Source organism: Pseudomonas sp. LBUM1652 (assembly GCF_059716105.1).
The window spans coordinates 809661-828241 of the sequence record NZ_CP166804.1 but is presented as its reverse complement, the minus strand read 5'-3'; the positions used below and the strand labels follow the sequence as shown (position 1 = coordinate 828241).

Annotated in this window: 12 protein-coding genes, 2 tRNA genes and 3 rRNA genes; 9 read left to right on the top strand and 8 right to left on the bottom strand. The window is 56.9% G+C overall.

The features are described from left to right. Positions 1-63: 63 nt before the first annotated feature. The 7 genes from rrf to aptA form a co-directional block, all read right to left on the bottom strand. Positions 64-179: ribosomal RNA gene (gene rrf, locus ACA069_RS03620) — 5S ribosomal RNA — on the bottom strand. 149 nt (positions 180-328) lie between these two features. After that, positions 329-3222, bottom strand: a 23S ribosomal RNA gene (locus tag ACA069_RS03615). Positions 3223-3472: 250 nt separating this feature from the next. Then, positions 3473-3548 (bottom strand) — tRNA-Ala (locus ACA069_RS03610). A 31-nt stretch (positions 3549-3579) separates the two neighbouring features. Then, positions 3580-3656, bottom strand: a tRNA-Ile gene (locus ACA069_RS03605). 82 nt (positions 3657-3738) lie between these two features. Next, positions 3739-5275 (bottom strand): 16S ribosomal RNA (locus ACA069_RS03600). The 16S, 23S and 5S rRNA genes sit together here with 2 tRNA genes alongside, the layout of an rRNA operon. 626 nt (positions 5276-5901) lie before the next feature. Beyond that, a complete protein-coding gene (locus ACA069_RS03595) occupies positions 5902-7395 on the bottom strand; it encodes a CoA-acylating methylmalonate-semialdehyde dehydrogenase (RefSeq protein WP_497616346.1) in 1494 nt (497 codons plus the stop codon). A 76-nt stretch (positions 7396-7471) separates the two neighbouring features. Continuing rightward, entirely contained in the window at positions 7472-8821 is a 1350-nt protein-coding gene (aptA, locus tag ACA069_RS03590; RefSeq protein ID WP_187681303.1) for an omega-aminotransferase AptA, read from the bottom strand. A 138-nt stretch (positions 8822-8959) separates the two neighbouring features. On the opposite strand from aptA, the gene ACA069_RS03585 reads away from it, so the two are divergent. From ACA069_RS03585 to ACA069_RS03555, 7 genes are all read left to right on the top strand, one after another. After that, entirely contained in the window at positions 8960-9880 is a 921-nt protein-coding gene (locus tag ACA069_RS03585; protein WP_187681304.1) for a LysR family transcriptional regulator, read from the top strand. A 133-nt stretch (positions 9881-10013) separates the two neighbouring features. After that, the gene (locus tag ACA069_RS03580; protein ID WP_489880620.1) at positions 10014-11402 is read left to right on the top strand and encodes a uracil-xanthine permease family protein; all 1389 of its coding nucleotides are present in this window, start codon (positions 10014-10016) and stop codon (positions 11400-11402) included. Between the two features lie 89 nt (positions 11403-11491). Next, entirely contained in the window at positions 11492-12142 is a 651-nt protein-coding gene (locus tag ACA069_RS03575) for a TetR/AcrR family transcriptional regulator (RefSeq protein ID WP_187681306.1), read from the top strand. Between the two features lie 7 nt (positions 12143-12149). Further along, positions 12150-12731, top strand: coding sequence for an IMPACT family protein (locus tag ACA069_RS03570; RefSeq protein ID WP_401268713.1), 582 nt, complete (start codon positions 12150-12152; stop codon positions 12729-12731). 537 nt (positions 12732-13268) lie between these two features. After that, positions 13269-14816: an ABC transporter ATP-binding protein gene (locus ACA069_RS03565; protein WP_497616344.1), complete on the top strand. Its 1548-nt coding sequence runs from the start codon at positions 13269-13271 to the stop codon at positions 14814-14816. 13 nt (positions 14817-14829) lie between these two features. Next, on the top strand, positions 14830-15936 hold the full coding sequence (locus ACA069_RS03560) for an ABC transporter permease (protein ID WP_187681309.1): 1107 nt from the start codon (positions 14830-14832) through the stop codon (positions 15934-15936). After that, positions 15936-16862 carry an ABC transporter permease gene (locus ACA069_RS03555; RefSeq protein ID WP_497616342.1) on the top strand — a complete coding sequence of 309 codons (927 nt, stop codon included), beginning with the start codon at positions 15936-15938 and terminating at the stop codon, positions 16860-16862. Before ACA069_RS03560 ends, ACA069_RS03555 begins: the two co-directional genes overlap by 1 nt. Before the next feature lie 17 nt (positions 16863-16879). Here the strand turns inward: ACA069_RS03555 and ACA069_RS03550 are convergent, their stop codons facing one another. Next, complete coding sequence (locus ACA069_RS03550; RefSeq protein ID WP_497618184.1) at positions 16880-17329, bottom strand: hypothetical protein; 450 nt, start codon at positions 17327-17329, stop codon at positions 16880-16882. A gap of 83 nt (positions 17330-17412) precedes the next feature. Between ACA069_RS03550 and ACA069_RS03545 the strand changes: the two genes are divergently transcribed. Together ACA069_RS03545 and ACA069_RS03540 are read left to right on the top strand one after the other, a co-directional pair. After that, positions 17413-17769 carry a MerR family transcriptional regulator gene (locus ACA069_RS03545; RefSeq protein WP_187681311.1) on the top strand — a complete coding sequence of 119 codons (357 nt, stop codon included), beginning with the start codon at positions 17413-17415 and terminating at the stop codon, positions 17767-17769. Between the two features lie 17 nt (positions 17770-17786). Further along, complete coding sequence (locus ACA069_RS03540; protein ID WP_497616341.1) at positions 17787-18473, top strand: SDR family oxidoreductase; 687 nt, start codon at positions 17787-17789, stop codon at positions 18471-18473. Positions 18474-18581: the final 108 nt, after the last annotated feature.

Below are 18581 nucleotides of genomic sequence, written 5' to 3'. Positions count from 1 at the left end.
CGAACTTTCCTGCGGACAAAACAAAACCCCAACTGCTTTCGCAATTGGGGTTTCGGAATTTAATCTTGACGATGACCTACTCTCACATGGGGAAACCCCACACTACCATCGGCGATGCATCGTTTCACTGCTGAGTTCGGGATGGGATCAGGTGGTTCCAACGCTCTATGGTCGTCAAGAAATTCGGGTACTGAGTCGTGACCTGATGGCCTCGCTTCAGCAAATTGGGTATGTGACAGCTATCGGTGTTTTGTGAACATCGAACTTTCGGTTCGTTTCGTCTTCACACCGCAACTTGGCCTTTCGACGCAAATTGCTTGGGTGTTATATGGTCAAGCCTCACGGGCAATTAGTATTGGTTAGCTCAACGCCTCACAGCGCTTACACACCCAACCTATCAACGTCGTAGTCTTCGACGGCCCTTCAGGGAACTCAAGGTTCCAGTGAGATCTCATCTTGAGGCAAGTTTCCCGCTTAGATGCTTTCAGCGGTTATCTTTCCCGAACATAGCTACCCGGCAATGCCACTGGCGTGACAACCGGAACACCAGAGGTTCGTCCACTCCGGTCCTCTCGTACTAGGAGCAGCCCCTCTCAAATCTCAAACGTCCACGGCAGATAGGGACCGAACTGTCTCACGACGTTCTAAACCCAGCTCGCGTACCACTTTAAATGGCGAACAGCCATACCCTTGGGACCGGCTTCAGCCCCAGGATGTGATGAGCCGACATCGAGGTGCCAAACACCGCCGTCGATATGAACTCTTGGGCGGTATCAGCCTGTTATCCCCGGAGTACCTTTTATCCGTTGAGCGATGGCCCTTCCATACAGAACCACCGGATCACTAAGACCTACTTTCGTACCTGCTCGACGTGTCTGTCTCGCAGTCAAGCGCGCTTTTGCCTTTATACTCTACGACCGATTTCCGACCGGTCTGAGCGCACCTTCGTACTCCTCCGTTACTCTTTAGGAGGAGACCGCCCCAGTCAAACTACCCACCATACACTGTCCTCGATCCGGATAACGGACCTGAGTTAGAACCTCAAAGTTGCCAGGGTGGTATTTCAAGGTTGGCTCCACGCGAACTGGCGTCCACGCTTCAAAGCCTCCCACCTATCCTACACAAGCAAATTCAAAGTCCAGTGCAAAGCTATAGTAAAGGTTCACGGGGTCTTTCCGTCTAGCCGCGGATACACTGCATCTTCACAGCGATTTCAATTTCACTGAGTCTCGGGTGGAGACAGCGCCGCCATCGTTACGCCATTCGTGCAGGTCGGAACTTACCCGACAAGGAATTTCGCTACCTTAGGACCGTTATAGTTACGGCCGCCGTTTACCGGGGCTTCGATCAAGAGCTTCGCGTTAGCTAACCCCATCAATTAACCTTCCGGCACCGGGCAGGCGTCACACCCTATACGTCCACTTTCGTGTTTGCAGAGTGCTGTGTTTTTAATAAACAGTCGCAGCGGCCTGGTATCTTCGACCGGCATGAGCTTACGGAGCAAGTCCTTCACCCTCACCGGCGCACCTTCTCCCGAAGTTACGGTGCCATTTTGCCTAGTTCCTTCACCCGAGTTCTCTCAAGCGCCTTGGTATTCTCTACCCAACCACCTGTGTCGGTTTGGGGTACGGTTCCTGGTTACCTGAAGCTTAGAAGCTTTTCTTGGAAGCATGGCATCAACCACTTCGTCATCTAAAAGATGACTCGTCATCAGCTCTCGGCCTTAGAATCCCGGATTTACCTAAGATTCCAGCCTACCACCTTAAACTTGGACAACCAACGCCAAGCTGGCCTAGCCTTCTCCGTCCCTCCATCGCAATAACCAGAAGTACAGGAATATTAACCTGTTTTCCATCGACTACGCTTTTCAGCCTCGCCTTAGGGACCGACTAACCCTGCGTCGATTAACGTTGCGCAGGAAACCTTGGTCTTTCGGCGTGGGTGTTTTTCACACCCATTGTCGTTACTCATGTCAGCATTCGCACTTCTGATACCTCCAGCAAGCTTCTCAACTCACCTTCACAGGCTTACAGAACGCTCCTCTACCGCATCACCCGAAGGTGATACCCGTAGCTTCGGTGTATGGTTTGAGCCCCGTTACATCTTCCGCGCAGGCCGACTCGACTAGTGAGCTATTACGCTTTCTTTAAAGGGTGGCTGCTTCTAAGCCAACCTCCTAGCTGTCTAAGCCTTCCCACATCGTTTCCCACTTAACCATAACTTTGGGACCTTAGCTGACGGTCTGGGTTGTTTCCCTTTTCACGACGGACGTTAGCACCCGCCGTGTGTCTCCCATGCTCGGCACTTGTAGGTATTCGGAGTTTGCATCGGTTTGGTAAGTCGGGATGACCCCCTAGCCGAAACAGTGCTCTACCCCCTACAGTGATACATGAGGCGCTACCTAAATAGCTTTCGAGGAGAACCAGCTATCTCCGAGCTTGATTAGCCTTTCACTCCGATCCACAGGTCATCCGCTAACTTTTCAACGGTAGTCGGTTCGGTCCTCCAGTTAGTGTTACCCAACCTTCAACCTGCCCATGGATAGATCGCCCGGTTTCGGGTCTATTCCCAGCGACTAGACGCCCTATTAAGACTCGCTTTCGCTACGCCTCCCCTATTCGGTTAAGCTCGCCACTGAAAATAAGTCGCTGACCCATTATACAAAAGGTACGCAGTCACCCAACAAAGTGGGCTCCCACTGCTTGTACGCATACGGTTTCAGGATCTATTTCACTCCCCTCTCCGGGGTTCTTTTCGCCTTTCCCTCACGGTACTAGTTCACTATCGGTCAGTCAGTAGTATTTAGCCTTGGAGGATGGTCCCCCCATATTCAGACAAAGTTTCTCGTGCTCCGTCCTACTCGATTTCATGACTAAGAGATTTTCGCGTACAGGGCTATCACCCACTATGGCCGCACTTTCCAGAGCGTTCCGCTAATCTCAAAGCCACTTAAGGGCTAGTCCCCGTTCGCTCGCCACTACTAAGGGAATCTCGGTTGATTTCTTTTCCTCAGGGTACTTAGATGTTTCAGTTCCCCTGGTTCGCCTCTTGCACCTATGTATTCAGTACAAGATAACCATCTTATGATGGCTGGGTTCCCCCATTCAGACATCTCCGGATCAAAGTCTGTTTGCCGACTCCCCGAAGCTTTTCGCAGGCTACCACGTCTTTCATCGCCTCTGACTGCCAAGGCATCCACCGTATGCGCTTCTTCACTTGACCATATAACCCCAAGCAATCTGGTTATACTGTGAAGACGACATTCGCCGAAAATTCGATAATACTCAATTCAGAGTAACTCACAAATTTTACCTTAGCCTGATCCGTTACCAGTGAAAGTAACGTTCAGTCTATCTTTCTATCACATACCCAAATTTTTAAAGAACGATCTAATCAAAGACTAGAAATCAACATTCATCATCATACTGATGGAATGCTCATTTCTAAGCTTTCAAAACTTCAGAAGCAGTAGTGGTGGAGCCAAGCGGGATCGAACCGCTGACCTCCTGCGTGCAAGGCAGGCGCTCTCCCAGCTGAGCTATGGCCCCGTATTCTCTACAGGCGTTTCCCACACAAAATTGGTGGGTCTGGGCAGATTCGAACTGCCGACCTCACCCTTATCAGGGGTGCGCTCTAACCAACTGAGCTACAGACCCAATTTCGGGCTGCTTCTTATCGTCTTCTTCAATGAATCAAGCAATTCGTGTGGGAACTTATGGAGCAGCTGATGTCGTCGATTAAGGAGGTGATCCAGCCGCAGGTTCCCCTACGGCTACCTTGTTACGACTTCACCCCAGTCATGAATCACACCGTGGTAACCGTCCTCCCGAAGGTTAGACTAGCTACTTCTGGTGCAACCCACTCCCATGGTGTGACGGGCGGTGTGTACAAGGCCCGGGAACGTATTCACCGTGACATTCTGATTCACGATTACTAGCGATTCCGACTTCACGCAGTCGAGTTGCAGACTGCGATCCGGACTACGATCGGTTTTATGGGATTAGCTCCACCTCGCGGCTTGGCAACCCTTTGTACCGACCATTGTAGCACGTGTGTAGCCCAGGCCGTAAGGGCCATGATGACTTGACGTCATCCCCACCTTCCTCCGGTTTGTCACCGGCAGTCTCCTTAGAGTGCCCACCATTACGTGCTGGTAACTAAGGACAAGGGTTGCGCTCGTTACGGGACTTAACCCAACATCTCACGACACGAGCTGACGACAGCCATGCAGCACCTGTCTCAATGTTCCCGAAGGCACCAATCCATCTCTGGAAAGTTCATTGGATGTCAAGGCCTGGTAAGGTTCTTCGCGTTGCTTCGAATTAAACCACATGCTCCACCGCTTGTGCGGGCCCCCGTCAATTCATTTGAGTTTTAACCTTGCGGCCGTACTCCCCAGGCGGTCAACTTAATGCGTTAGCTGCGCCACTAAGAGCTCAAGGCTCCCAACGGCTAGTTGACATCGTTTACGGCGTGGACTACCAGGGTATCTAATCCTGTTTGCTCCCCACGCTTTCGCACCTCAGTGTCAGTATCAGTCCAGGTGGTCGCCTTCGCCACTGGTGTTCCTTCCTATATCTACGCATTTCACCGCTACACAGGAAATTCCACCACCCTCTACCATACTCTAGCTTGTCAGTTTTGAATGCAGTTCCCAGGTTGAGCCCGGGGATTTCACATCCAACTTAACAAACCACCTACGCGCGCTTTACGCCCAGTAATTCCGATTAACGCTTGCACCCTCTGTATTACCGCGGCTGCTGGCACAGAGTTAGCCGGTGCTTATTCTGTCGGTAACGTCAAAACACTAACGTATTAGGTTAATGCCCTTCCTCCCAACTTAAAGTGCTTTACAATCCGAAGACCTTCTTCACACACGCGGCATGGCTGGATCAGGCTTTCGCCCATTGTCCAATATTCCCCACTGCTGCCTCCCGTAGGAGTCTGGACCGTGTCTCAGTTCCAGTGTGACTGATCATCCTCTCAGACCAGTTACGGATCGTCGCCTTGGTGAGCCATTACCTCACCAACTAGCTAATCCGACCTAGGCTCATCTGATAGCGCAAGGCCCGAAGGTCCCCTGCTTTCTCCCGTAGGACGTATGCGGTATTAGCGTTCCTTTCGAAACGTTGTCCCCCACTACCAGGCAGATTCCTAGGCATTACTCACCCGTCCGCCGCTGAATCCAGGAGCAAGCTCCTCTCATCCGCTCGACTTGCATGTGTTAGGCCTGCCGCCAGCGTTCAATCTGAGCCATGATCAAACTCTTCAGTTCAAACATCTTTGGGTTTTTAAGAAACCCTAAACTTGGCTCAGCAATCGTTGGTTACATCTTTGATTTCTCGCGGAGTAACTTGTGATGCTGATAATCTTGTTGACTATCAGTCTGACTCCACAAGCACCCACACGAATTGCTTGATTCAGTTGTTAAAGAGCGGTTGGTTAAGATCTTTCGTCTCAACCGAGGCGCGCATTCTACAGCAGCCTCATTTGATGTCAAGTGATTATTTTCAGAAGTTTTCGAAGAATTCTTCAACAACTTCAACCACTTGCGCTTCCGATCTCTCGTTAGCGGGAGGCGAATTCTACAGCGTTACTCGCTGTTGTCAACACCTCTTTTTCTCCGCTTTCGACCGAGAAGATCGAACCGTTAAAAGAGCCAAACATCACCGCTCTTTCAACTCCTTCCAGGCTTCGATGAACTGAAGCAACCCGCTGCCGAAAACCGTGTAACTCATTGAATCTCAAGGAGTTTTCCGTTTCGACTGCGCCGGAAGTGGGGCGAATTATAGACTTCCAGAATCTGCCGTCAACACCTATTTTCATAATTCTGTCATATAAGTCAAAAAAGCCCGAAAACACGAAGGCCGACCCTGAGGTCGGCCTTCTCATCCCCTCTACTTACAAGCTAGGGAAGGCGAATTGCGATGCTTCATGGCTTGCACGCTGCGGCCAGCGCTGGGTGATGGCCTTGCGACGGGTATAGAAGCGTACGCCATCCGGACCATAGGCATGCAGGTCGCCGAACAGCGAACGCTTCCAGCCGCCGAAGCTGTGATAAGCCACCGGTACCGGCAGAGGCACGTTGACGCCGACCATGCCGACTTCGATCTCGTCGCAGAACAGACGCGCCGGTTCACCGTCACGGGTGAAGATGCAGGTGCCATTACCGTATTCGTGATCGTTGATCAGTTGCATCGCCTCTTCCAGGCTGTTGACGCGAACGACGCACAGCACCGGTCCGAAGATCTCTTCTTTATAGATGCGCATCTCAGGGGTGACGTTGTCGAACAGGCAGCCACCGAGGAAGAAGCCTTCTTCATGACCGGCGACGCTCAGACCACGACCGTCAACCACCAGGGTCGCGCCCGCCGCCACGCCGTCATCGACATAACCGCTGACCTTGTCACGCGCCTGACCGGTGACCAGCGGCCCCATATCCAGACCACACGAAGTACCGGCACCGATTTTCAGCGCCTTGATCTGCGGCACCAGTTTGGCCACCAGCGCATCCGCCACCTGGTCACCGACGCACACCGCCACCGAGATCGCCATGCAACGCTCGCCGCAGGAACCGTAAGCCGCGCCCATCAGTGCGCTGACCGCGTTGTCCAGATCGGCATCCGGCATCAGCACCGCGTGGTTCTTCGCGCCGCCCAAGGCCTGAACGCGTTTTCCGCGCTTGGTGCCTTCGGCGTAGATGTATTCGGCAATCGGCGTCGAACCGACGAAGCTCAGTGCTTTGACTTCCGGTGCTTCGATCAGCGCGTCGACCGCAGTCTTGTCGCCATGCACCACGTTCATCACGCCTTTCGGCAGACCGGCTTCCAGCAGCAACTGAGCAATCAGCAGCGTGGAGCTTGGATCACGCTCGGACGGCTTGAGGATGAAGCAGTTGCCGCAGACGATCGCCAGTGGGTACATCCACAGCGGCACCATGGCCGGGAAGTTGAATGGCGTGATACCAGCCACCACGCCCAGCGGCTGGAAGTCCGACCAGGCATCGATATTCGGGCCGACGTTGCGGCTGTACTCGCCCTTGAGGATTTCCGGGGCGGCGCAGGCGAACTCGACGTTCTCGATACCGCGCTTCAGCTCACCAGCTGCGTCTTCGAGCGTCTTGCCATGCTCTTCGCTGATCAATTGCGAGATACGCGCTTCGTTCTGCTCCAGCAGTTGCTTGAAGCGGAACATCACTTGGGCACGTTTGGCCGGCGGTGTGTTGCGCCACGCTGGAAAAGCAGCCTTGGCGGCATCGATGGCTTTCTGAATGGTTGCCTGGCTGGCCAGTGGCAACTTGTGGATCGCCTGACCCGTGGACGGGTTGAACACATCTACCGCGCGACCGTTCTCGGTCACCAGTTCGCCATTGATCAAATGCGGGATAACGCTCATCGAGTAACTCCTGAATTCTTGTCCACAGACGTCCCCGAAGAGACGTCTGCTGTTTGTACTTATATAGAGGGAAAAATCAGTCGAGCTTGTTCAGCACTTCGCCGACCGCGTCGAACAGACGATCAAGGTCTTGCGGCTTGCTGTTGAAGGTTGGGCCGAACTGCAGGGTGTCGCCGCCGAAGCGCACGTAGAACCCGGCTTTCCACAGCGCCATACCCGCCTCGAACGGACGCACGATGGCGTCGCCGTCACGATGGGCAATCTGGATCGCACCGGCCAGACCGTAGTTACGAATGTCGACGACGTTCTTCGAACCTTTCAAGCCATGCAGCGCGTTCTCAAAGTGCGGCGCGACTTCGGCCACGCTCTGCACCAGATTTTCTTTTTGCAGCAGGTCGAGTGCCGCCAGGCCAGCGGCGCAAGCCACCGGGTGCGCCGAATAGGTGTAACCGTGGGGGAATTCCACCGCGTATTCTGGGGTCGGCTGATTCATGAAGGTCTGGTAGATCTCGGAGCTGGCAATCACCGCGCCCATCGGGATCGCGCCATTGGTGATTTGCTTGGCGATGCACATCAGGTCCGGGGTGACGCCAAAGCTGTCGGCGCCGAACATCGAACCGGTGCGGCCGAAACCGGTGATCACTTCGTCGAACACCAGCAGGATATTGTGCTGATCGCAGATTTCGCGCAGACGCTTCAGATACCCCTGAGGTGGAACCAACACGCCGGCGGAACCGGCCATTGGTTCAACGAACACGGCTGCGATGTTCGACGCATCGTGCAGTTCGATCAGCTTCAACAGTTCATCAGCCAAAGCGATGCCACCCTGCTCCGGCATGCCACGGGAGAACGCATTGCTCGCCAGTAAAGTGTGCGGCAGGTGATCGACGTCCATCATCGCCTGACCGAACATTTTGCGGTTGCCGTTGACGCCACCGAGGCTGGTGCCGGCGATGTTCACACCGTGGTAGCCACGGGCACGGCCAATCATTTTGGTTTTGGTCGCCTGACCTTTCAGGCGCCAGTAGGCACGCACCATTTTCACCGCAGTATCGGCGCACTCGGAGCCGGAGTCGGTGAAGAACACGTGGTTCAGGTTACCCGGGGTCAGGTCGGTGATTTTCTCGGCCAGCTGGAACGACAGCGGATGGCCGTACTGGAAGCCCGGCGAATAGTCGAGAGTACCCAGTTGTTTGGAGACTGCTTCCTGGATTTCCTTGCGGGTGTGCCCGGCGCCGCAGGTCCACAGACCGGACAGCGAATCGTAGATCTTGCGGCCCTTGTCATCGAACAGCCAGCTGCCTTCGGCCCCAACAATCAAACGCGGATCGCGCTGGAAGTTGCGGTTGGCGGTGTACGGCATCCAGTGCGCGTCCAGCTTCAGTTGGCTGGCCAGTGGCGACGGAGCGGTTTCAGGCATGTTCATCGGGCAAAACCTCGCAGGGCATAAGCGTCAGGGAGATAGAAAGCGTTGTTGCAGCTAAATTGCCACGCGGATAAAGTCGGTGAAATCCAACACTTCTAACCTTCAGTTAGATCATCACTAAACTTTGAGCGATCAAGCATGAGCAGCCGCCGTCCCGATCCGCTGGCCCAGGTCAGTGACTTTGATATTCGCCTGCTGCGGATTTTTCGCAGCGTTGTGGAATGTGGGGGGTTTTCAGCGGCGGAAACCGTGCTCGGCATTGGTCGATCGGCAATCAGCCAGCAGATGAGCGATCTGGAACAACGCCTCGGCCTGCGCCTGTGCCAACGCGGCCGCGCCGGATTCTCGCTGACCGAAGAAGGTCGCGAGGTCTACCAGTCAGCCCTACAGCTATTGAGTGCGCTGGAAAGTTTCCGCACTGAGGTCAACGGTCTGCACCAGCACTTGCGCGGTGAGTTGATCATCGGTCTGACCGACAACCTCGTCACCCTGCCCCACATGCGCATCACCCACGCCCTCGCCCAGTTAAAGGAACGCGGGCCGGACGTGCAGATTCAAATCCGCATGATCGCTCCCAATGAAGTCGAACAAGGCGTGCTCGATGGTCGGTTGCATGTCGGTGTGGTGCCGCAGGCCAGTGCGCTTTCCGGCCTGGAATACCAGCCGCTGTACAGCGAACGCTCGCTGCTTTACTGCGCGGTCGGTCATCCGCTGTTTTATGTCGATGACAAGCAACTGGATGACGAGCGCCTGAATAGTCAGGATGCGATTGCCCCGACGTTCCGGTTGCCGGCGGACATTCAGGCGCATTACCAGGCACTCAATTGCACCGCCAGCGCCTCCGACCGCGAAGGCATGGCGTTTCTGATTCTGACCGGGCGCTACATCGGTTACCTGCCGGATCACTACGCCAGCCTTTGGGTGCAACAGGGCCGCTTGCGTGCACTCAAGGCGCAGACGCGTTTTTATGACCTGAGCCTCGCATCGGTCACGCGCAAGGGCCGGCGCCCCCATTTGGTGCTGGAAAGCTTTCTTGAAAGCTTGGCGGCGACGCGTTGAAAGCAAGATCAAAAGATCGCAGCCTTCGGCAGCTCCTACATTTGAGGGTCCCAACCTCATAAAGCTGAGCAAGTGGACAGCTTTTTGCAAAGCAGGATCAACCTCGATCCTCCAAACAAGAAGCGCCCCACCCATGCAGCCAGATACCGAACCGAACAGCGATCTGATCTACGGCCTCAACGACCGTCCGAAACCACCCGCCGCGATCCTCGCCGCCCTGCAACATGTGCTCGCCAGTTTCGTCGGCATCATCACTCCGCCACTGGTGATCGGCTCGGCACTCGGGTTGACCGCGCATTTGCCTTATCTGATCAGCATGGCGCTGATGGTTTCCGGTGTCGGCACGTTTATTCAGGCGCGTCGGCCGTTCGGCATCGGTGCCGGGATGATCTGTTTGCAAGGCACCAGTTTCGCCTTTCTCGGCGCGGTGCTGTCGGCGGGTTTTCTGGTCAAACAGCGTGGCGGCAGCCCGGAGGACATTCTGGCGATGATCTTCGGCGTGTGCTTTTTCGGCGCGATTGTGCAGATCGTCCTCAGTCGTTTCATTGGCCAGTTGCGCCGCGTCGTTACGCCTCTGGTGACCGGGATTGTCATTACGCTGATCGGTATCAGCCTGATCAAGGTCGGCATCACCGATCTGGGCGGCGGCTTCAATGCGCCGGATTTTGGCGCGCCGGGTAATCTGGCGCTGGGTGTATTTGTTTTATTGACGATCATTCTGCTCAACCGCTCAAACACACCTTGGGTGCGGCTTTCGGCGATCATCATCGGCCTGGTGCTCGGCAGTCTGGCGGCGTGGTTCAGTGGGAAACTGGTGCCGCAGCCATTGCCTGACCTGCCACTGGTGAGTTTTCCCACACCATTCAAGTTCGGATTCAGCTTCGACTGGACGGCTTTCCTGCCGGTCGCGCTGATTTATCTGATCAGCACCATCGAAACCGTCGGCGACCTCACCGCCAATTGCATGCTCGCTCGCCAGCCAATCAGCGGTCCTTCTTATATAAGCCGCTTGCGTGGCGGCGTGCTCGGTGATGGCGTGAGCTGCATGATCGCCGCGACATTCAGCGCATTCCCCAACACCACGTTTGCGCAGAACAATGGCGTGATCCAGTTGACCGGGGTTGCCAGTCGCTATGTCGGGTTGTACATCGGCGCCATTCTGTTTTGCCTCGGTCTGTTTCCAATGATCGGCGCGGTACTGCAACAGATTCCGAAACCGGTGCTCGGCGGTGCGACGCTGGTGATGTTCGGTGCGGTCGCCGCTGCTGGCGTGCGCATCCTCGCGCAGTCGCCGCTGGATCGGCGCAGCATGTTGATCATCGCCACCTCGTTCGGCGTCGGCCTGGGCATCGCCGCGCAACCGAACCTTTTGCACCTGCTGCCGAAACTGGTGCAAAACCTGTTCGACTCGGCGATCACCAGCGGCGGGCTGACAGCGATCATCCTTTGCCTGCTGCTCCCGGAAGCCAAACCGGAGGCCGCAGAAGCCCATGCACCGCTGAACAAGATCGAACAGGCGTAACGGTTTTATTGCTTGAGGACTTGTCGGATGCCTGTGGGTGCGCTATCAACGCAACTGGTTGCACCCACAGACAAAACCCGGAAGTGCCTATGACCTTTGAAGTCCCAGCTCACGGCGGCAAGCCCGCCAGCCGCATTCGTCAGAAGAACGAAGAGACCATCCTCAAAGCCGCCGAAGACGAGTTCGCCCGTCACGGGTACAAAGGCACCAGCATGAACACCATCGCCCAGAATGCCGGGTTGCCCAAGGCGAATCTGCATTACTACTTCACCAACAAACTCGGTTTGTATGTGGCGGTGCTGAGCAACATCATCGAGCTGTGGGACAGCACCTTCAACACCCTCACGGCCGAGGACGATCCGGCCGAAGCGCTGACCCGTTATATCCGCGCCAAGATGGAATTCTCCCGCCGTCAGCCGCAAGCCTCGCGCATTTTCGCGATGGAAGTGATCAGTGGTGGCGAATGCCTGACCGAGTATTTCAATCAGGACTACCGCGCCTGGTTCACCGGACGGGCCGCCGTGTTCCAGGCGTGGATCGATGCCGGCAAGATGGACCCGGTGGACCCCGTACACCTGATCTTCCTGCTGTGGGGCAGCACCCAGCATTACGCCGACTTCGCCACGCAGATCTGCCGGGTCAGCGGTCGCAGCAAGTTGACCAAGCAGGATATGGAAGACGCCGGTAACAACCTGATCCGTATCATCCTCAAAGGCTGCGGCCTCACTCCTTCTATATAAGACGTTTATGCCTTTCACCCTCAGCGGTCTTTGCGAGTACCGCGAAGAGATTCGCAAAAGCCGCTTCATCACCTTCGCCGCACCGATCGGCAGCCCCGCCGACGCGCAGGCGTTCTTCGAACAACACAGCGACTTGAACGCCTCGCACAATTGTTGGGCGTGGAAACTCGGCGATCAGTACCGCAGCAATGACGACGGCGAACCCGGCGGCACGGCCGGGCGACCGATTCTGGCGGCGATCGAAGCGCAGGATTGCGATCAGGTCGCGGTGCTGGTGATCCGTTGGTACGGCGGCATTCAACTGGGTACTGGTGGGTTGGCCCGGGCCTATGGCGGCGGCGCGAACAAGTGCCTGCAAACGGCGGCGAAGGTCGAGTTGATCAGTCGCGTGCCGTTGAGTTGCGCCTGTGGGTTTGCCGAGTTGGCGTTGGTGAAGTTGCGGGTGGCGGATCTGGGCGGGTTGGTGGTGGAAGAGAATTTCACCGCCAATGGCGTTGAATTGCAGTTGGCGGTAGGTGAGGCGCAGATCGACATCCTGCAAACCCAGCTCGCCGATTTGAGCCGTGGGCGAATTCTGCTCCAGCGTTAGAAGGCTGCGATCTTTTAGGGCATCCACCCAATCTGTTATTCCAATGAGTTGCCCACACCTGCTGTGCACCCGACTGTGGATAACCTGAGCACATAACGCTGTAACCCTTCTGTCACGTGGCTTTGCGCGGTTTGTTCACTTTTCGCTCAATTCGTCCGACCAAGTATAAATTTCAAACAGAAACAAACAGTTAGCGTGGTTTATCACCATTAGAAGAAAGCACTGCAGTGCTTATGCCCGGGTTTGCGGCTTGCGCACAATAACTGTGGAACAACCTGTGGATAACCCGTTCATGGCTGGCGCAGTCGCAGGTTCTGCATAGGCCCGACGCTTTTGCTCGTTTTTTGATCAACTGCTCACGGGCAAAACTGGAGCCTGATCAACGGCTTTGCTCTCAATTGGTGCCGGCCACCACCACGATTCAGGCCGGGATGCTCTGCAATCGAGGCGCTGGAACAGCGGTTGCGCGAGTTCCTGACTCAATGGCCAGGAAATTGCTTTATCCACAGGCACAACTCCAAGTCAGTCGAGCCTGTCATGCCCACCCCCGATACAACGCCGCGCCTGCATCTGCGCCAAATCAGCAAACGCTATCCCGGTTGCCTGGCCAACGACGCCATCGACCTGAACATCGCGCCGGGTGAAATCCACGCGCTGCTCGGTGAAAACGGCGCGGGTAAAAGTACGCTGATGAAGATCATCTACGGCGTGACCCAGGCCGATTCTGGCGAGATGCTCTGGCAAGGTCAGCGGGTGAATATTCGCAACCCGGCGCAGGCGCGGCAGTTGGGGATCGGCATGGTGTTCCAGCATTTCTCGCTGTTCGACACCCTCAGCGTGGCGCAAAACATTGCACTGGCCATGGGTGCCAGGGCCGGCACGCCGAAACAACTTGAGCCGAAGATTCGCGAAGTTTCGCGTCGTTACGGCATGGCGCTGGAGCCGGAACGACTCGTCCACAGCCTGTCGATTGGTGAGCGGCAACGGGTGGAAATCATCCGCTGCCTGATGCAGGACATCCGTCTATTGATCCTCGATGAACCGACTTCGGTGCTGACGCCGCAAGAGGCCGACGAGTTGTTCATCACTTTGCGTCGCCTCGCCGCCGAGGGCTGCAGCATTCTGTTTATCAGCCACAAACTCGGTGAAGTCCGCGCGTTGTGCCACAGCGCGACGGTGTTGCGCGGTGGGCGCGTAGCCGGGCATTGCGTGCCGGCCGAATGCTCGGATCAGCAACTGGCGCAGTTGATGGTCGGCGAAGCGGCGGCGTTGATCGGTGATTATCCAAAGGTCAGCGGCGGCGCGGCGTTTTTGCAGGTCAGTGGCTTGAACTGGCACAACCCGGATCCGTTTGGTTGCTCGCTGGCGGATATCGACTTGCAAGTGCGCTGCGGTGAAATCGTCGGCATCGCCGGGGTTGCGGGCAATGGTCAGGATGAGTTGCTCGCCCTGCTCAGCGGCGAACAAACGCTGCCGCGCGCCGAGGCGGCGACGATTCGCTTCGGAGAACAATCTGTCGCCGATTTACGCCCTGATGCACGGCGCAAACTCGGTCTGGCGTTCGTGCCCGCCGAGCGCCTCGGCCATGGCGCGGTGCCGGAGTTGAGTCTGGCGGACAACGCTCTGCTCACGGCCTTCCAACAAGGATTGGTCAGTAACGGCCTGATCCAGCGCGGCAAGGTCGAAGCCCTCGCGCAACAAATCATTCAACGCTTCGGCGTAAAAACCCCGGACACGCAAACCGCTGCGCGCAGTCTGTCCGGCGGCAATTTGCAGAAATTCATTCTGGGCCGGGAAATCCTTCAGCAACCGAAACTGCTGATCGCCGCGCACCCGACCTGGGGCGTGGACGTCGGCGCTGCCGCCACCATTCACCGCGCACTGATTGCGTTGCGCGATGCCGGTGCGGCGATTCTGGTGATTTCCGAAGACCTCGACGAACTGTTCCAGATCAGCGACCGCCTCGGCGCGTTGTGCGGCGGGAACATATCTGCACTGCACAACACGGCGGACACCCAACTGAGCGATGTCGGCGGCTGGATGGCCGGCCAGTTCGATACCCCTCAACAACACGCCACGGTTTAACGGAGTTTTCAACATGCTGCTTTCCCTCGAACCCCGTGGCCAGCAATCGCGCCTGATGCTCTGGTGCTCGCCGTTGTTGGCGGCGGCGTTGACGCTCGGTTGCGGTTCGCTGCTGTTTATCGCGCTCGGCCACGACCCACTGCAAACCTTGCACACTTTGTTGATCGCGCCGGTGAGCGACTTGTATGGCGTGTCGGAATTGCTGGTCAAAGCCCTGCCGATTCTGCTCTGCGCACTGGGGCTGGCGGTGGCGTATCAGGCGCGGATCTGGAACATCGGCGCCGAAGGTCAACTGCTGCTCGGCGCATTGGCCGGCAGTGCCTTGGCGGTGAACATCATCGATATGCAAAGCCGTTGGGCGCTGGTGCTGATTCTGCTCACCGGCACCCTCGCCGGCGCTGCGTGGGCCGGGCTGACGGCGTGGCTGCGCACGCGCTTCAACGCCAACGAAATCCTCACCAGCATCATGCTCAATTACATCGCACTGAACCTGCTGTTGTTCTGCGTCCACGGGCCGTTGAAAGACCCGGCTGGCTTCAACTTTCCCGAGTCGGCGATGTTCGGCGACGCCAGCCGTTTACCGCTGTTGATGGAGGATGGCCGCGTGCATGCCGGGGTGTATTTCGCCCTGCTCGCACTGGTTGCGGTGTGGGTGTTGTTGCAGAAAAGCTTTGTCGGTTTCCAGATCAAAGTGCTCGGGCTGGATAAGCGCGCGGCCGGGTTTGTCGGCTTTCGCGAGAAGCGCTTGATCTGGCTGGCGCTGTTGATCAGCGGTGGGTTGGCGGGGCTCGCCGGAGTCTGCGAAGTCACGGGGCCGATAGGCCAACTCGTGCCGCAAGTGTCGCCGGGTTATGGCTATGCGGCGATCACCGTGGCGTTTCTCGGGCGCCTCAATCCGCTCGGGATTCTGTTTTCCAGTCTGCTGATGGCGCTGCTGTACATCGGTGGCGAGAGTGCGCAGATGAGCCTGAATCTGCCGCAAGCGATTACCCAACTGTTCCAGGGAATGATGCTGTTTTTCCTGCTGGCCTGTGACGTGCTGATTCTCTATCGGCCACGGCTGAAACTGCGCTGGACGCGGCGCACCTCGACCACCGCCGTAACCGCCGGAGCGCTGTGATGGATATCGATCTGCTGAGCAATATTTTCTACGCCATGGTGCGTTGCGGTACACCGCTGCTGTTGGTGGCGTTGGGTGAACTGATCTGCGAGAAGAGCGGCGTGCTCAACCTTGGGCAGGAAGGGATGATGCTGTTCGGCGCGGTCATCGGTTTTATTGTCGCGCTGAACAGCGGCAACCTGTGGCTCGGCGTGTTGTTGGCGATGCTCGCGGGGATGCTGTTGTCGTCGCTGTTTGCTCTGGTGGCGCTGGTGTTCAACGCCAATCAGGTGGCGACTGGTCTGGCGCTGACGATTTTTGGCGTGGGCCTGTCGACGTTTGTCGGGGCGGCGTGGGTCGGTAAACCGCTGGCGGGATTTGAGCCAGTGACGATTCCGTATCTGAGTGACATTCCGCTGATCGGGCGGATGCTGTTTGCTCAGGATCTGTTGGTGTATCTGTCGTTTGCGCTGTTTGCGCTGGTGGCGTGGGTGATCATCAAAAGCCGTGTCGGGCTGATCATTCAAGCGGTTGGCGAGAACCCGGATGCGGCCAGTGCGATGGGCTTGCCAGTGTTGACCGTGCGCACGTTGGCGGTGCTGTTTGGCGGGGCGATGGCGGGTTTGGCCGGGGCTTATCTGTCGCTGGCATATACGCCGATGTGGGCCGAGAACATGACCGCCGGGCGTGGCTGGATCGCGCTGGCGCTGGTGGTGTTCGCCAGTTGGCGAGTGTGGCGGTTGTTGCTCGGGGCGTATCTGTTTGGCCTCGCCAGCATCCTGCACCTGGTAGCGCAGGGGTTGGGGCTGGCGATTCCGTCGAGTTTGCTGGCGATGCTGCCGTATGTCGCGACGATTGTGGTGCTGGTGTTGTTGTCGCGCGATGCGGTGAGGACACGGTTGTATGCGCCGGTGTCGCTGGGGCAGCCTTGGCAGGCAGGGCATTAATTGTTTTCTGAGCGGGCCTATTCGCGAGCCGGCTCGCTCCCACAGTAAACCGCATTCCCCTGTGGGAGCGAGCCTGCTCGCGAAAGCGTACTGACAGGCAACACCTGAGCAATGCCCCAAGCCAGTTCGAAGACCAGAAAAACAATCAAAATTGAACTGGCGCCCTGCAGCAAGGCATATCCCTGCCAAGCCGCAAACAGAAATCGCGCCACCGCGTCATACCGTCCATAAAGCGCCTGCGGATCCCGAATCCGCAGCACTGCCCACACACAAACCACCGAGCCCAACAGATTCGCCATCAACATGTGCACCGGTTGGAATGCCGGCAGTTCTCCGGGAAAATCCAGCGCGGTTAACAGCTCATGTAAAACAGCAAAACTCCACGGCGTAACAAACGCCGCCGTGACGATCAGGTCATACCAGGCACTGCCGCGCACCACGTTTCGATACTGGGTTGCCGTCCACATCATCCATGCTCCAGAAATTTGAGGAGCAACCACGGTAAAGCCTGGAGTATGCTCCAGGGTCAAGCCCTATTGAGTGCAGCACAATGCGCATCGGTGAGTTAGCCCAAGCCAGCGCCGTCAGCCGTGACACGCTGCGTTTCTACGAGCAGCGCGGATTGATCGCGGCGCAACGCAGTGCCAACGGTTATCGCGACTATCCGTCGGAGATGGTGCAACTGGTGCTCTACATCAAGACTGCGCAACGACTGGGCTTTACCCTCGGCGAGATCGGCGCCAGTGTTGCCGCGTTATGGAACGCTCCCGATCCGGAAAACGCCGTGGCGCAATTGCTGCGCGACAAACTGCAACTGATCGAAACCCGCATGAGTGAGCTCGACGCCTTGCGTCAGGAGTTGCAACTACGGCTCGGTCAGGCGTGTCCATTGAATCCTGAACTCTGACTTTCAAGGAACCCATCATGTCCCAGGCAAAAAACGCACTGATCATCGGCGCCTCCCGTGGCTTGGGTCTCGGTTTGGTGAAAACCCTGCTGGCCGATGGCTGGCAAGTGACGGCCACGGTGCGCAATCCGCAAAAAGCCGAGGCGTTGCAAGCGCTGGGCAAGGTGCGCATCGAGAAGCTCGACATGGATGACCAGCAAGCAGTGATCGCCCTGAGTCAGCAACTCAAAGGTGAAACCTTCGACCTGCTGTTCGTCAACGCCGGAGTCAAAGGCCCGGACGTGCAAACCCCGGGCGGCGCGACACTGGCTGAAGTCGGGAAATTGTTTTTCACCAACGCCGTGGCACCGATCAATCTGGCCCAGCGCTTTGTCGGGCAGATTCGCGACGGCAGCGGCGTGCTGGCGTTCATGAGTTCGAGGCTGGGCAGCGTGACTACGCCTGACGAGCCGGAACTGGCGCTGTATAAAGCGAGCAAGGCTGCGCTGAACTCGATGACCAACACCTTTGTGAGCCAACTGGGCGAGCAGAAACTGACCGTGCTGTCGCTGCATCCGGGTTGGGTGAAGACGGACATGGGCGGCGAAGGCGCCAACGTTGATGTCGAGACCAGCACGCGCGGCCTGGTTGATCAGGTGAATGCGTATACCGGCAAGGGCGGGCATCACTTTGTGAACTACAAGGGTGAAACCATTCCCTGGTAAGCACACAAATCTCCCTGTAGGAGCTGCCGAAGGCTGCGATCTTTTGATTTTAAAAAACAGGATCAAAAGATCGCAGCCTTCGGCAGCTCCTACAGGGGATCGTGGTGT

Bases quoted from the DNA above. Each gene is read 5' to 3' on its own strand.
- ACA069_RS03570 (WP_401268713.1), top strand. From the start codon at position 12,150: ATGCCTTTCACCCTCAGCGGTCTTTGCGAGTACCGCGAAGAGATTCGC.
- ACA069_RS03585 (WP_187681304.1), top strand. From the start codon at position 8,960: ATGAGCAGCCGCCGTCCCGATCCGCTGGCCCAGGTCAGTGACTTTGAT.
- ACA069_RS03550 (WP_497618184.1), bottom strand. From the start codon at position 17,329: ATGTGGACGGCAACCCAGTATCGAAACGTGGTGCGCGGCAGTGCCTGG.
- ACA069_RS03555 (WP_497616342.1), top strand. From the start codon at position 15,936: ATGGATATCGATCTGCTGAGCAATATTTTCTACGCCATGGTGCGTTGC.
- ACA069_RS03565 (WP_497616344.1), top strand. From the start codon at position 13,269: ATGCCCACCCCCGATACAACGCCGCGCCTGCATCTGCGCCAAATCAGC.
- ACA069_RS03545 (WP_187681311.1), top strand. From the start codon at position 17,413: ATGCGCATCGGTGAGTTAGCCCAAGCCAGCGCCGTCAGCCGTGACACG.
- ACA069_RS03580 (WP_489880620.1), top strand. From the start codon at position 10,014: ATGCAGCCAGATACCGAACCGAACAGCGATCTGATCTACGGCCTCAAC.
- aptA (WP_187681303.1), bottom strand. From the start codon at position 8,821: ATGAACATGCCTGAAACCGCTCCGTCGCCACTGGCCAGCCAACTGAAG.
- ACA069_RS03575 (WP_187681306.1), top strand. From the start codon at position 11,492: ATGACCTTTGAAGTCCCAGCTCACGGCGGCAAGCCCGCCAGCCGCATT.
- ACA069_RS03595 (WP_497616346.1), bottom strand. From the start codon at position 7,395: ATGAGCGTTATCCCGCATTTGATCAATGGCGAACTGGTGACCGAGAAC.
- ACA069_RS03560 (WP_187681309.1), top strand. From the start codon at position 14,830: ATGCTGCTTTCCCTCGAACCCCGTGGCCAGCAATCGCGCCTGATGCTC.
- ACA069_RS03540 (WP_497616341.1), top strand. From the start codon at position 17,787: ATGTCCCAGGCAAAAAACGCACTGATCATCGGCGCCTCCCGTGGCTTG.